Origin of the sequence: Bradyrhizobium sp. LB11.1 (assembly GCF_040549385.1) — a bacterium.
Classification (GTDB): Bacteria; Pseudomonadota; Alphaproteobacteria; order Rhizobiales; family Xanthobacteraceae; genus Bradyrhizobium.
The window spans coordinates 97,884-110,961 of record NZ_JBEPTH010000015.1 but is presented as its reverse complement, the minus strand read 5'-3'; the positions used below and the strand labels follow the sequence as shown (position 1 = coordinate 110,961).

Annotated in this window: 10 protein-coding genes; 3 read left to right on the top strand and 7 right to left on the bottom strand. The window is 59.3% G+C overall.

Annotated elements, in window-relative coordinates; all coding sequences use genetic code 11:
• Positions 1–92 precede the first annotated feature (92 nt).
• The 5 genes from glmS to ABIA96_RS30240 all read right to left on the bottom strand — a co-directional run bounded on the left by glmS (position 93) and on the right by ABIA96_RS30240 (position 6,784).
• Positions 93–1,919 (bottom strand): glutamine--fructose-6-phosphate transaminase (isomerizing), encoded by a 1,827-nt coding sequence (glmS, locus tag ABIA96_RS30260; protein ID WP_354052083.1) that lies wholly within the window; start codon positions 1,917–1,919, stop codon positions 93–95.
• Positions 1,920–2,138: 219 nt separating this feature from the next.
• Complete coding sequence (gene fcl / locus ABIA96_RS30255; protein ID WP_354052082.1) at positions 2,139–3,116, bottom strand: GDP-L-fucose synthase; 978 nt, start codon at positions 3,114–3,116, stop codon at positions 2,139–2,141.
• A complete protein-coding gene (gmd, locus tag ABIA96_RS30250; RefSeq protein ID WP_354052080.1) occupies positions 3,097–4,182 on the bottom strand; it encodes a GDP-mannose 4,6-dehydratase in 1,086 nt (361 codons plus the stop codon). The genes fcl and gmd overlap by 20 nt, the downstream gene beginning before the upstream one ends.
• Before the next feature lie 1,190 nt (positions 4,183–5,372).
• Positions 5,373–6,287: an IS4 family transposase gene (locus ABIA96_RS30245; RefSeq protein ID WP_354052078.1), complete on the bottom strand. Its 915-nt coding sequence runs from the start codon at positions 6,285–6,287 to the stop codon at positions 5,373–5,375.
• Positions 6,284–6,784, bottom strand: coding sequence for an IS4/Tn5 family transposase DNA-binding protein (locus ABIA96_RS30240; protein ID WP_354052076.1), 501 nt, complete (start codon positions 6,782–6,784; stop codon positions 6,284–6,286). The genes ABIA96_RS30245 and ABIA96_RS30240 overlap by 4 nt, the downstream gene beginning before the upstream one ends.
• Positions 6,785–6,944: 160 nt before the next feature.
• On the opposite strand from ABIA96_RS30240, the gene tnpA reads away from it, so the two are divergent.
• From tnpA to tnpC, 3 genes are all read left to right on the top strand, one after another.
• A complete protein-coding gene (tnpA, locus tag ABIA96_RS30235; protein ID WP_354052074.1) occupies positions 6,945–7,346 on the top strand; it encodes an IS66-like element accessory protein TnpA in 402 nt (133 codons plus the stop codon).
• On the top strand, positions 7,343–7,690 hold the full coding sequence (tnpB, locus tag ABIA96_RS30230; protein WP_247457801.1) for an IS66 family insertion sequence element accessory protein TnpB: 348 nt from the start codon (positions 7,343–7,345) through the stop codon (positions 7,688–7,690). Before tnpA ends, tnpB begins: the two co-directional genes overlap by 4 nt.
• A gap of 72 nt (positions 7,691–7,762) precedes the next feature.
• Positions 7,763–9,339, top strand: a protein-coding gene (tnpC, locus tag ABIA96_RS30225; RefSeq protein ID WP_502918859.1) for an IS66 family transposase whose coding sequence is annotated in 2 segments (ribosomal slippage) — positions 7,763–8,579 and positions 8,579–9,339 — 1,578 coding nt in all. Because the reading frame shifts where the segments join, the coding sequence is not laid out codon by codon here.
• 400 nt (positions 9,340–9,739) lie between these two features.
• Here tnpC and nolL read toward each other — a convergent pair.
• Both nolL and ABIA96_RS30215 read right to left on the bottom strand, forming a co-directional pair.
• Positions 9,740–10,861 (bottom strand): nodulation factor fucose acetyltransferase NolL, encoded by a 1,122-nt coding sequence (gene nolL, locus ABIA96_RS30220; RefSeq protein WP_354052071.1) that lies wholly within the window; start codon positions 10,859–10,861, stop codon positions 9,740–9,742.
• A gap of 968 nt (positions 10,862–11,829) precedes the next feature.
• Entirely contained in the window at positions 11,830–12,798 is a 969-nt protein-coding gene (locus tag ABIA96_RS30215; protein WP_354052069.1) for an aminotransferase class III-fold pyridoxal phosphate-dependent enzyme, read from the bottom strand.
• Between the last annotated feature and the right edge of the window lie 280 nt (positions 12,799–13,078).

Sequence of the window (13,078 nt, the reverse complement as noted above, 5' to 3'; positions counted from 1 at the left end):
ATATCTCCCTCGCGGGAGCTCTGCCGAGTTTGAAGTAACCGCAAAGTGCGAGCGTTATCTGTCAATCGGCTTGACGGGGTGGTCACCTTGCCTCATTCGACGGTTACCGATTTCGCGAGATTTCGGGGTTGGTCGACGTCCGTGCCCATCAGGATGGCCGTGTGGTAGGCCAGAAGCTGCACCGGAATCGCATAGACAATCGACGTAAATGTCGTACCCATCTCCGGCAGCACAATCGTCGCGAGTGAATCCATGGATACCTCTGCGGCTCCCCGAGCGTCCGTTATCAAGATAATCTTGCCGCCGCGTGCGGCAACCTCCTGCATGTTCGAGATGGTCTTTTCGAACACCCGGTCGCAGGGAGCAATGACGATTACGGGAACGCTCTCGTCGATCAAGGCGATCGGGCCGTGCTTGAGCTCACCGGCCGCATAGCCCTCGGCGTGAATATAGGAGATCTCCTTCAGCTTCAGCGCCCCCTCCAGGGCCAGTGGAAACGACGTGCCGCGACCGAGATATAGCACGTCACGCGATTTGGCGATGTCGCGTGCGAGCTTCTCGATCTGCGGCTCGCTGGCAAGCGCCGCTGTAACTAGCCGCGGAATTTCGATCAGCGCTCGCACGAGATCGACCTCGTCGCTCTCCGGCAATTCACCGCGCGCCTTGCCAGCAGCAACCGCAAGCGCCGCCAGGACGACCAGCTGGCATGTGAACGCCTTGGTCGAGGCAACGCCGATTTCAGGTCCGGCGAGTGTCTGCAACACTGTCCCGCTTTCGCGCGCAATGGTCGAACTCAGTACGTTCACGATCGAGAGGGTATGCAGGCCTTGCGATTTGGCATAGCGGAGCGCGGCCAGCGTATCGGCCGTCTCGCCGGACTGCGAGATGAAGATAGCAAGATTTCCCTTGCGCATCGGCGCCTCACGATAGCGAAATTCGGAGGCGACATCGAGCTCCACTGGAATACGAGCCAGCCGCTCGAACCAGTATTTGGCGATATGGCCGGCGTAGCCTGCCGTACCACAAGCCGTGATCGAGATATGTCCGATCTCGTTGAAGTCGAACGGAAGCTCCTGCGGCAGTGCCACGCTCTCGGTGGCGATATCGACGTAATGCGCCAGCGTCTGCCCGATCACCTCTGGCTGTTCGTGGATTTCCTTCGCCATGAAGTGGCGGTAGTTTGCTTTCTCGACGAGAACCGACGACGCGCCAGATTTCATCACCTCCCGGCGGACAACTGTGCCTTGTGCGTCGTAGACCACGCTGAAGTTGCGGTTGAGCACAGCCCAATCGCCGTCCTCAAGGTAGGTGATCAAGCCGGTAAGGGGCGCGAGCGCGATAGCATCCGATCCGAGATACATTTCGCCTTCGCCATGCCCGATCGCGAGTGGTGAGCCCTTGCGCGCACCGATCATGAGATCGTGTTGACCCTTGAACAGGATTGCAAGCGCAAACGCGCCGACTAGCCGCCGCAGCGACGCCTTTACTGCCTCCTGCGGCGAGCAGCCGTCTTTCAGATAAAAGTCGATGAGATGCGTTACCACCTCGGTGTCTGTTTCAGAGGCGAAACAGGCGCCATGCCGTTTTAGCTCCGCGCGCAGCTCGCGGAAATTCTCGATTATGCCGTTATGGACGACTGCAACATTGCCCGTTGCATGCGGATGAGCATTGTGCTCCGTCGGCTTGCCATGAGTAGCCCAGCGCGTGTGCCCAATCCCGACATGGCCTGAGAGCGGATGGCAGCGAACGCGTGCCTCAAGGTTCCTCAGCTTGCCCTCGGCGCGTCGAAGCTCGATTTGGTTTCCTTGGAGCGTTCCAATGCCCGCTGAGTCGTAGCCGCGATATTCCAGTCGCTTCAGTGAATCGATGAGACGATCCGCGACCGGACCGCGCCCCAAGATGCCGACAATTCCGCACATTTAATCAGTTTACCTCAAGTTCAGAACAGAGCGTCCCGCAAGGCGCGCCTGACCAATTCGCTCACTATAGTTATCGGCCAGTCTAGCCGTTCCTGCCCTCCATCGGGCACGCGGCACCCCGAGGTGCGCGAGCTCCAAGCAACGCGTGGAGCCCTGTCGAATCCGCCGGGAGATCCTAAAGCAACTTTCCGGCAATCGCACAATGAGCGCCGTCAGCAGTTAGCAGCTGCATGAGTCTCTCGTTTTGTCCGATGTACCCGATACCGCCAAGAAGTCCTGGTAGGTCTGTCGCATTCCATCTACAAGCCAAGTCCTCGCGCGCCAGCCGAGGCTTGCGAGGCGGCTGACGTCGAGCAGCTTGCGTGGCGTGCCGTCGGGGCGCGAGCTGTCGAAGGCGATCTCGCCGCTGTAGCCGACGACCTCGGCCACGACCCGCGCGAACTCGGCGATGGTGATGTCCTGGCCGGTGCCGATATTGATCAGCTCCGTGCTCGAATAGCTCTTCATCAGGTGCACGCAGGCATCCGCCATGTCGTCGACATAGAGGAACTCGCGCCGCGGCGTGCCGGTGCCCCACACGGCGACACTCTTTGCGCCAGCAACCTTCGCCTCGTGGAAGCGGCGGATCAGCGCGGCAACGACATGGCTCAATTCGGGATGATAATTGTCGCCGGGGCCGTAGAGATTGGTCGGCATCACGCTGATGAAGTCGCACCCGTACTGGCTGCGATAGGCCTCCGCCATCTTGATCCCGGCGATCTTGGCGATCGCGTATGGCTCGTTGGTCGGCTCCAGCGGACCCGTGAGCACCGAATCTTCGCGCAGCGGCTGTGGTGCCAGTTTCGGATAGATGCAGGACGACCCCAGAAACATCAGCTTCTCGGCGCCGTTCTGATGCGCGGCCTGGATCACGTTGGCCGCGATCGTGATGTTGTCGTAGATGAACTCCGCGCGCAGCGTGTTGTTGGCGACGATGCCGCCGACCTTGGCCGCGGCGAGGAAGATCACTTGCGGCCGCGTCTTAGCGAACCAGTCGAACACAGCGGCCTGGTTGCAGAGATCGACCTCGCGCCGGTCCACGGTGACGAGCTTGATGTCCTCCCGTTCGAGCCGGCGCGCAATCGCGCTGCCGACCATGCCGTGATGGCCGGCGACGTAGACGCTTTTGCCTGTCAGCTCAAACGGTGCGTATGCCACTCGCCGCTTCCCGTTTTGCGTCCGCCAGATCGCTCGCCATCATCTCCGCGACGAGCTCTGCAAAGCTCCGCTTCGGCTTCCAGCCAAGCACCTCGCGCGCCTTGCCGGCGTCACCGACGAGGAGATCGACCTCGGTGGGGCGGAAATAGGTCGGATCGATCTTCACGACCGTCTTGCCGCTCTTCTCATCGACGCCGGTCTCCTCGACGCCCTTGCCGCGCCATGCGATGCGGCGGCCGACATGCGCGAACGACAGCTCGACCATCTCGCGCACCGAGCGCGTCTCGCCGGTGGCGAGCACGAAGTCATCGGGCTTGTCGGCCTGCAGGATCTTGTGCATGCCCTCGACATAGTCCCTGGCATGGCCCCAGTCGCGCTTGGCTTCGAGATTGCCGAGATAGAGCGTCTCTTCCAGCCCGACCTCGATACGCGCGACGCCGCGGGTGATCTTGCGGGTCACAAAGGTCTCGCCACGGATCGGGCTCTCGTGGTTGAACAGGATGCCGTTGGACGCGAACATGCCGTAGGCTTCGCGGTAGTTCACCGTGATCCAGTAGCCGTAAAGCTTGGCGACGCCGTAGGGCGAGCGCGGATAGAACGGCGTCGTCTCCTTCTGCGGGACCTCCTGCACCAGGCCATAGAGCTCGGAGGTCGAGGCCTGGTAGAACCGCGTCTCCTTCTCCATGCCGAGGATGCGGATCGCTTCCAGCAGCCGCAGCACGCCGATGCCGTCGGCATTGGCGGTGTATTCCGGACTTTCGAAGCTTACCGCGACGTGGCTTTGGGCGGCAAGATTGTAGATCTCGGTCGGCCGGATCTGCTGCACCAGACGGATCAGGTTGGTCGAGTCCGTCATGTCGCCATAGTGCATCAGGAACGGCACGTTGCCGACATGCGGGTCCTGGTAGAGATGATCGACCCGCGCGGTGTTGAACGAGGACGAGCGCCGCTTGATGCCGTGCACGACATAGCCCAGCGACAGCAGATATTCGGCCAGATAAGCGCCGTCCTGTCCAGTCACGCCGGTAACTAGAGCGACCCGCCGTTTGCTCTCTTGGTTTGACAAATCGTTGCTCTGCACAGGCTAATGTTGGTCCCCGATCGACGACGTCAATCGCGTCTGGCCTTTTCGAATGCGGAAGCGTCACGCTCTCGAACTGCCGAGTTCTGGACTCTGTATAGGCATTGCATCAATCGCTCAACTGTACGGAGGTAAACCTTCCACATCGAAAGGGTTTTGAAGCACTATACGAAAGTTTGTAGTCCGGGAGACTTCGTTCAGCCTTCGTCAGGCGTTTCTCTATTGCGTGGGTGCGACTAATGAAACTGCGGCGCGGAGCGGAGGTAAGCAGAACCGTTTGGCCGAGAAGCGTTCCACAGTGACCGCGTGATCAACTCGCGCAGTGAGCCAGCGAGTTTCCCTCATTTCGTGTCCTTGCCTAGGAGTGTTCCAGTCTTGCTGTTCATCCAGTGCAACCGCGAGCAAGCCGGGCAAACAAAGCATTGAAAGTCCTTCTCTGTCGCGCAGTACTTATCATCATTGATCCATTTGTCGACAATCAAGTTGGTATCTGGCAAGCAAAAGTGAAGGCCCGCATGTTGACTCTGTGCTGTTTGAGTTCACAAAAAAACGCTGCATGAATGAGGCCAGTGCTATATGGGACCTGAAGAAGATTATCGCGGCGATCACTGTCGCCATATGCCCCGGACGACGAATTCAGTAGAGAAAAGCATCTGGCGGTTCATTGCTCGGTCACGGAATCAACAACAATGGTGTGTCTAGCGCGCCGACGATATGGCTCAGAAGGTCGGGGCTCGGTTCGGCGACCATTCCGCCGCGGTCTTTTCCGCGCTCGCAAGCATGTCTTTGGATTGGCGGTGCTATGACCGGGCAAAGCCCGCATGTGCGTGAACAAGCCGCCTGAGCAGATGCCGGAGCCGTTGAAACTGGTGGTTTGCTGGTCCCGAGCGCCCTTCTCTTATCGATGCCCGCGACAAAGTCCCGGTTCTTGAGCAAGCTTTCTGGGACACCAGCCTGAGCTGACGGATCAACTGCGTTCTACCTCATTATCACATTTGATTTGCAGCCCCTCGGCAGAAAGAAGTCGGATGAGCTGCTCGTGGAGAGGTCGACCCGGGCCCTTAAACCACGTGCTCCTCGCTCGAATGCGCCGCAAGCAGGGTAAGTGTTAGAAGCGCGTCCTCGAAATGGATCGCTGGCTTATCGGGTTCGAACGTATCCGTCCGCTGAAGCTTTCAATTACCCACAAATTCTCCTCCGACCAAGGCGCCTAACGCGATGTCGGTGAGGCGCGACAGCCCGCGCCACATGACCGCATTGCCGGGAGGCGGATCGCTGGCGCGGGCGAGATAACCGCCGAGCCGGGCGATCTTGATGAGATAGTGCGAAAGCGTCTTCTGTCTCGCTTTGGGTTTGTCGTTGACGAGGCGATCGAGCACGCCGATTTTGGTCGCGGTCAACGCGAGGGTTGGCGGCGCGTCTGGAGCGGAACGGTTGAGCATCGTCATCCAGAAGACCCGCCAACTCAGGATGCAAAAGAGCGAGATCAGATTGGTCAGACGCTGGGCGGTCCTAAGCTTCGACTCCTCAGCTTTGCAGCCTGATTTGAGGATCTTGTGGAACACCTCGATCTTCCATCTCAAAGCATACCATTCGAGCTTCTCAATGGCGTCGGTGCGGGCGCTAGCAGGCAGATCTGTGATCAGCTTCCACTCGATTTTCTTTCTGTTCTTCGGCGTCACGCGCTCTTCGGCATGGATCACGGTCAAGGTCAGCGCGGGATAGCGCTTCTGCGTTCCGATCGGCGGCAAGACGCGAATCTTGCGATATCTGATCTCGAGGACGGCTTCATCGGGATCACCGTTGCTGTTTCTGACGTCGATGCAATGCAGTCCTTTGACGGCGACCTCGTCCATTTCGTCGGCGATCGTGTGATCTCCATCCCCAGCCAAACGGTTAACGCAAGTCCTAATCACGAAATGCGTTCCAGCTTCTCGAGCCGCGCAGAACAGCTCATAGATGTCGCTCTCGCGATCACCGACATGAACGCATCGTCCCGGATCGCCCAGCAACTCCGTGGATTGCCGGACATTGTCCAGCCACCGAATGCTCTCCTTCTTCTCGATGGGAACGCGGGTCGGATTGATCATCTTCTTAGGTGCGGCGGTCCCCTTGAATTTCTAGTCCAAAATTTGACGGCCGTCAGTCCAAGCGGCAGCCCATCGGTTGTCACCGCCAGGCTCGAGTGCATCAGGATGCCGCAAACCGTGTGCGATCTCAGGCGGCCCGCCTTGCCCCGGCCGCTGTTTATGCTCTTGGTGATCCCGATCGCGTCTGAGTTCTCTCTTTGATAGCTGAACTCGGTCGTATCATGGAGCACTAGAACAGGACCGGCGGTGGCAATCGTGCGCTCACGCGTCGATTGAAAGTGGCCGGCCAAAATGTCCGCCTCACTGACCCGGTCGTTGGAGAAGAAACGATACGCAGCCTTGGTGTTGGCCCAGTCCTGGCACACCAGCGGAATACTTTCGCCCATGGCGCTCCCGATCTGCGCTACCAGTTTGCGGAGCCGCTTGTTCAGGCGCTCGTCGGCAAGGCTGCAGCCTGCGAGCTCGCGATCAAACCATGCGTCGGCTTCTTCGTCCATCGGCACCGCCCCCTGCGAATCGGTGCCAGACAAGGAATCACGGTCGATTCCTGCGTTGCAATGTTTGTGCGCTCCCTCAGCCCGTTCGACTAAATGTGGGTAATTGAAAGCCGCTGAAGGCCGCCTTGCCAAGTGAGGCGCGGTGTTGAGAACTGTCCTTATGGACAGTGATAGGCGCAGTGCCCAAATCGAACGGCTCGAAGTAGTGGACACCGGCCGGCGGCGGCGCTGGTCCGAGGACGAGAAGCTCAAGATCGTCATGGAGAGCTTGCAGGCGCCGCGGCAAGTCGCGGCGACTGCGCGGCGGTATGGCGTTTCGCGCTCATTGCTGCTGCGATGGCGGCGGTCGTTTCGCCCCGAGTCGAAGGAAGCCGCCGATCAAACGGGCTTCGTACCGGCGATGGTGGTCGCGGAAGCGATGCCTGGTCCAGTCCGGTCGGCCGACGGCGGAACGATCGAGATCGAGTTTGCGGCCGGAACTCGGATACGGATCACGGGCACGGTCTATGCGGCGACGCTGAAGGTCGCGGTCGCGGCGCTGGCAGATGGGCGGCCGCGATGATCCCCATTCCGTCGGGCGTGCGGGTGTGGATTGCGACTGGCCACACCGACATGCGCCGCGGCATGAACTCGCTGGCCGTGCTGGTGCAGGAAGCCTTCAGGCGCGACCCGCACGGCGGCGACCTCTATGTGTTCCGCGGCAAGAGCGGCAAGCTGATCAAGATCCTTTGGCACGATGGGTTGGGCATGTCGCTCTACGCCAAGCGGCTGGAACGCGGCCGTTTCCTCTGGCCGTCGCCGGCGGATGGCGTGGTGACCATCACCCCGGCCCAGCTTGGCTATCTTCTGGAGGGCATTGACTGGCGGATGCCGCAACACACGTGGCGGCCGCAGGCGGCCGGCTGATCGCCAGGATTTGAGTCGATACCACGATCGGCGGTTCGGACAGCGACGGCAAGTTATGATTCTCTGGTTGGCATGGGCGCCGATAATTCTTTCCCTGACGATGTGACCACGCTGAAGGCGATGCTGCGCGCCAAGCGAACGGCCCGCCTGGCCGCAGAGGCGGATGCCCAGGCGCAGATATTGCTGATCGAGAAGCTCAAGCTCACGATCAGGAAGCTGCGGCACGAGCAGTTCGGACAGTCCTCGGAGCGCGGCGCATTGCTGGACCAGCTCGAGCTGCAGCTCGCCGATCTCGAGGCGAACGCCGCACAAGCCGAGACAGCGGTGCAGATGGCGGCAGCCGGCAAGATTACGGTGCCATCGTTCGAGCGCCGCAAGCCGGCGCGCCGGCCGCTGCCGGAGCATTTGCTGCGGGAGCGCATTGTCTATCCGGTGCCGGCGACCTGCCCATGCTGTGGCGACAACCGATTGCGCAAGCTCGGCGAGGACATGACCGAGACGCTGGAGCTCGTTCCACGCCAGTGGAAGGTGATCCAGCATGTGCGTGAGAAGTTCGTCTGCCGGGCCTGCGAAGCGATCACCCAGCCACCGGCTCCCTCGCACCCGATTGCGCGGGGGCGTACAGGGCCGAAGCTGCTCGCCCATATCCTGTTCGCCAAGTACGGCCTGCACCTGCCGCTCAATCGTCAGAGCGATGTCTACCAACGTGAAGGCATCGACCTCGACGTATCGACGCTCGCGGACTGGGTGGGTGCCTCCGCGGCAGCCCTGATGCCGCTGGTCGATGCGATCCGGAGCCATGTCTTTGCGGCCGAGCACGTCCACGCCGACGACACCACGGTGCCGGTCCTGGCCAAGGGCAAGACGCGAACCGGCCGGCTCTGGACAATGTACGGGACGACCGCCCGTTTGCCGGGCCAGATCCACCGGCGGCCGTGTTCTTCTACTCACCGGATCGCAGCGGCGAACATCCGGAACAGCATCTGGCGGGCTATGCCGGACTGATGCAGGCCGACGCCTACGCCGGGTTCAGCAGGCTCTACGAGCCCAATCGCAAAGGAGGCCAAATCGTCGAGGCCGCATGCTGGGCGCATGGCAGGCGCAAGTTCTTTGATCTCGCACGGCTCAGCAAGGCGCCGATTGCGGCCGAAGCGGTCAAGCGCATCGATATCCTGTTCGCCATCGAACGTGAGATCAACGGTCTTGCTCCGCAGGAGCGCCTGCGCGTGCGCCAGGAGCGTAGCCGCCGCCTTCTGATCGTCGAGCTGCAGGCGTGGTTGCGCGAACAGCGCGCCAAGCTCTCCAGGAGCAATGATACGGCCAAGGCGATCAATTACTGCCTCAGCCGCTGGGATGCATTTACTCGCTTCCTTGATGACGGGCGCCTGTGCATGTCGAACAATGCCGCCGAGCGCGAGCTACGGACTGTCGCCGTCGGCAGAAGAAATTGGACCTTCGCCGGCTCCGATGAGGGCGGCCGGCGTGCGGCTGCGATCTACACCCTCATCGCCACCGCCAAGCTCAACGACATTGATCCACAGGCTTGGCTTGCCGACGTGCTGGCCCGCCTGCCGGATCAACCCGCCAAGCGCATCCATGAACTTCTACCTTGGAATTGGCGCCCCCAGAGCGTCGCCCACGCTGCTTGAGCGCAAATCAGCCATCCGCCCAAGGCGACCTGACCAGGGGCCGTCACCGGATGCGTACAGCGCTTACGTCTCGGGTTCAGTACGGCACTCGAAAAAACATCTCGCCGAGTGTGATTGGATTAGGTTCGATCGCCAGATCTGGGTCGAAACCCGGCGGCTAGACGATTGGTGCAGCGAAGCTAATCTCAGGGCAGTCGATCTTATTTGGATGGACGCAATGGGCTGAGTTCGCCGGTGCCATGCAAACCCTCACCAATGCACGCTTCGATGGGGTTGCTCTTATGCCGATGACCGGCTCGACCGGCGGCACGCCGTCGCCGCCGGATCTGGGTTCGAACGTTATTCCTGCGGCGTCACAAGTCGATGCTATCGCAATACTCTGCCGTACAAATGCATACAGCTAGTTCATTACAGGTTTTGCTTGCGGAAGACCTGAGCGTGGCGGCATTCCAAGGACGAGTTGCGATAGATATGGAACGCCGCGAACAATCGAGCGCACCGTTAGCGCGATCGCAATAATCGTTGCCCCGAGCATACCCGCGATGATCGACCGGGTCGTGAGATCCCAAAGGTTTCCGAACTGTACGAAATCCATGAGACGGAACACGGTACCCTGGACCAGGTAGAGCAGCAGCGTGGTCTGGCCCAACTCCACAGCGATAAAGCGGGCCATTCGATTTGAACGGCCAATGCTCCAGCATTGCAGCAGGAGTTCGATAGCGATTGCTGAGGCCGCTGCAGAGCCAACAAACATCAGAAGCACGTTTTTAGCCGACCGAAAATCGTGGATTACCCCAAGATTATTGTAGACATAGGTGTCCTTGTCCCATGCTAGAAAGCATACGCAAGTCACTATCGAGAGAAATAAGATCAGGAGCGGCTTGTGATGTCGCGATGTACTCGTCCATCGTTCTCTCGATTGAGCAAGCAAGAAGCCGAAGCAGAAGAACGGGTAAGTGAATCTGATCAGGGGTGATATGGAGAATGTCAGAGGCGCGAGTGCGACCAGTATGGCCAAGCCAGATATGACCCACGATTGGTGGTTGAGCTTGGTAGAAATCTTGAGGAGAAGATAGGAAACAAACGTCGCCCAGATGAACCAGTATGTGCCAGCGAAATCGTCTACAAATTCCAAAAGTCCGCTCGTTACGCTGGTTGCGCGCCACAATGCCGCCAGCTTAGCTGTCTCCATGAACGTCCACCAAAACAGCATCGGCAGCAAGAGCTGCTTCGCACGGTCGCTGGCGGCTCGAGTGAACGACTTTTGCAGCAGCGATCGAGAAGAAAGATATCCGCTTATCGCCATAAAGAGTGGCATGTGAAACATATAGATCGATTTGTAGTACGGCGAATACCAAAACCCGTCGTCTCGGTAGATGACATACTGAATCAGGTGCCCAACGATCACCAAAACAATGAGCGCACCTTTCGCGAAATCTAAGCTTAGATCTCGATCGTTTGCCTCTGTCGTGCGCGAACTCGGGGGGATCGTTCCAGTCCCGCGTAGCAATGCATCAAACATCTAGATATCTGTTGTTGATGAGCCGGCGGCCCGTTGTCCGCTTCTTCTGCCTCAATTTTGATCCAAACGAAAGGTGATGGCGGTAGTTTTTGGAACGGGAATAGTCAGGCCTTGAAGATGGAGCTGGCCGAGCGTCTTTGAATGCCTCGCGGAACTTTGTGGCAGGGCAGATATCTAATTTGATATATTGGTGTAGCAGTACGGGCACGGCATACTACTTGCAGACACGGTTCTGGGAGGAGGACTGTCGCGCTCAGTCTCCCACTCAGCCCGACGCATCTCGGACCCGGCAGATGCGTCGGGCTTCTTCGGTTGGCCCAGCATAGTTGACATTTGGTCCGTCACCTTCGCTTGCCGTCGAGGCGCTCACGCCAAATAGGGGCTTCTGATAGCTGAACTCGGGCACTCGCCTGCACTTCCGCAAATGCTCCGTCCACAGCGCCGGTCGCCGGCCAACCAGCCGGTGTGATATCTCTCGTCATGGCGTTGCTCTCCTTTGGAATCAGCACCCCGAGCCTACCGGCTCAAGGTGGGCAACGCCGACCTCTTCAGAAATTCAACGAACCCGGGACATCCCCACCGCTCGTTCCTTGACGGCTTTCGTCGCAAAGCCGGCCGCCGGAGTGATTGTTGCTGCACCTATACTGTAAACGGCTCAGGCTGGATCGCTGCTGCACAATCTACGGTCCTAATAAAGTCCGCACCCGTGCGGCTGGGCACGTGGCCACCAAGAAGCCATACCACACCATTTGACTCCATTCCGCTGCGAGCTCACCTTCGGCAGACCTCAGACTGGAAACTTAGATAGGCCAGCTCGACCAGAGTCGCTCGCGACTGCGAGCTTCTACGGTCAAAGGTGCTGCTCGCACTCACGTGTTGTGGACCGAGGAGGGCAGCAGGCGTTCTCCGCGGATCAGCCGACTCGGCGGATCACAGATAGCGTTGGCCTTCAGGCTTCACCTTCATGATCATGGCCTCAAAACTCCTGACCATTTCGGCGGCAAGCGAGGACACACGCCAGTGACTTGTGCGGCGATGCGGTCGCTAGCAACAGTTTCTCTCGTGTGCCTACAAGTTTGGCTTGCTCGGGCTGAATTCAACGTTTCGGTCAATGACTCCTCGAATATGTCTAGGCCTTGTCCCAACGTTTCTTGGTCGATCGTAAGTGCAGGCAAGAACTTTACAACCTGATCGGTCGGTCCGCATCGCTCGATAATCAATCCCTTTTCAAACGCTCTATGTGACGTCGCCTCTGCGATTTCGGTCGTTTTGCAATCGAATCCGCATATCATGCCCCGTCCACGAACAGCAAACTTGTTTCCGTGCTGGTGCGCGATAGCATCGAGTCGACGCCGCATAAATGCGCCCAAGCGTCGGACCTGTTGCGAGAACGTCTGGTTGCGCCAATACAGATTCAAAGCCGCTTTGCCAGAAACGAGTGCAAGGTTGTTTCCTCGAAACGTCCCCGTGTGCTCGCCTGGTTCCCATGCGTCAATCGCTTCTTTGATCAGGAGCATCGATAGTGGCAAACCGTACCCACTCAGCGATTTCGACATTACAACAATGTCTGGCGGCAACGCGGCGAACTCGAAACTGAAGAACTTGCCTGTAAGGCCACAGCCCATTTGGATATCGTCAACTATGAAAATAGCTCCGACCTCTTTTGCCAAAGCCTCAATGGACTGCAACCATTCCTTACCAGCGACGTTAATGCCTCCCTCTCCTTGCACGGTTTCGACGAGAATGGCGGCTGGAAGATCAGTGCCACTGCTCTCGTCCATTAATACCTTTCGCACGCAATCTGCCGGACTGTGAGCGGAGCCAAAATACCCATCATAGGGCATGAACGTTGTGCCGGATAAGGGAATACTGCTGGCTTTGCGGTAAAAGCGGTTACCGCTCGCGGCTAGCCGCGCGCGATCGAACAATTTGCGCACACTGCGCGGTTAGCTTGGAAATGGGGAAGTATGTGGGCTGACAAAGTTCATCGCGACCAGAGGGGCCGATGCGCTCCCGACGACGGCGGAGCCCGTCAGCCGGAAGCGTGTGTTGCTTCCCCACGCTCACTCGCGGCGAGTAGAAGTGACACGGCCGCCGCGGATCTGGCCCGGCACGCGGGCTTATCGCGCGTCCAGAGCCGCCGCTTTGGGCCATGCGTTTGGGCCGTGACCGGCGCCGGAAAGTGGTCGGCGTGGATGCGTTCGGCAGCAAAGGCGT

What these genes read in the sequence shown, in the direction of transcription:
- tnpB (WP_247457801.1), top strand. Translation starts at nt 7,343, where the DNA reads ATGATCCCCATTCCGTCGGGCGTGCGGGTGTGGATTGCGACTGGCCAC.
- tnpA (WP_354052074.1), top strand. Translation starts at nt 6,945, where the DNA reads ATGGACAGTGATAGGCGCAGTGCCCAAATCGAACGGCTCGAAGTAGTG.
- ABIA96_RS30240 (WP_354052076.1), bottom strand. Translation starts at nt 6,784, where the DNA reads ATGGACGAAGAAGCCGACGCATGGTTTGATCGCGAGCTCGCAGGCTGC.
- ABIA96_RS30245 (WP_354052078.1), bottom strand. Translation starts at nt 6,287, where the DNA reads ATGATCAATCCGACCCGCGTTCCCATCGAGAAGAAGGAGAGCATTCGG.
- glmS (WP_354052083.1), bottom strand. Translation starts at nt 1,919, where the DNA reads ATGTGCGGAATTGTCGGCATCTTGGGGCGCGGTCCGGTCGCGGATCGT.
- nolL (WP_354052071.1), bottom strand. Translation starts at nt 10,861, where the DNA reads ATGTTTGATGCATTGCTACGCGGGACTGGAACGATCCCCCCGAGTTCG.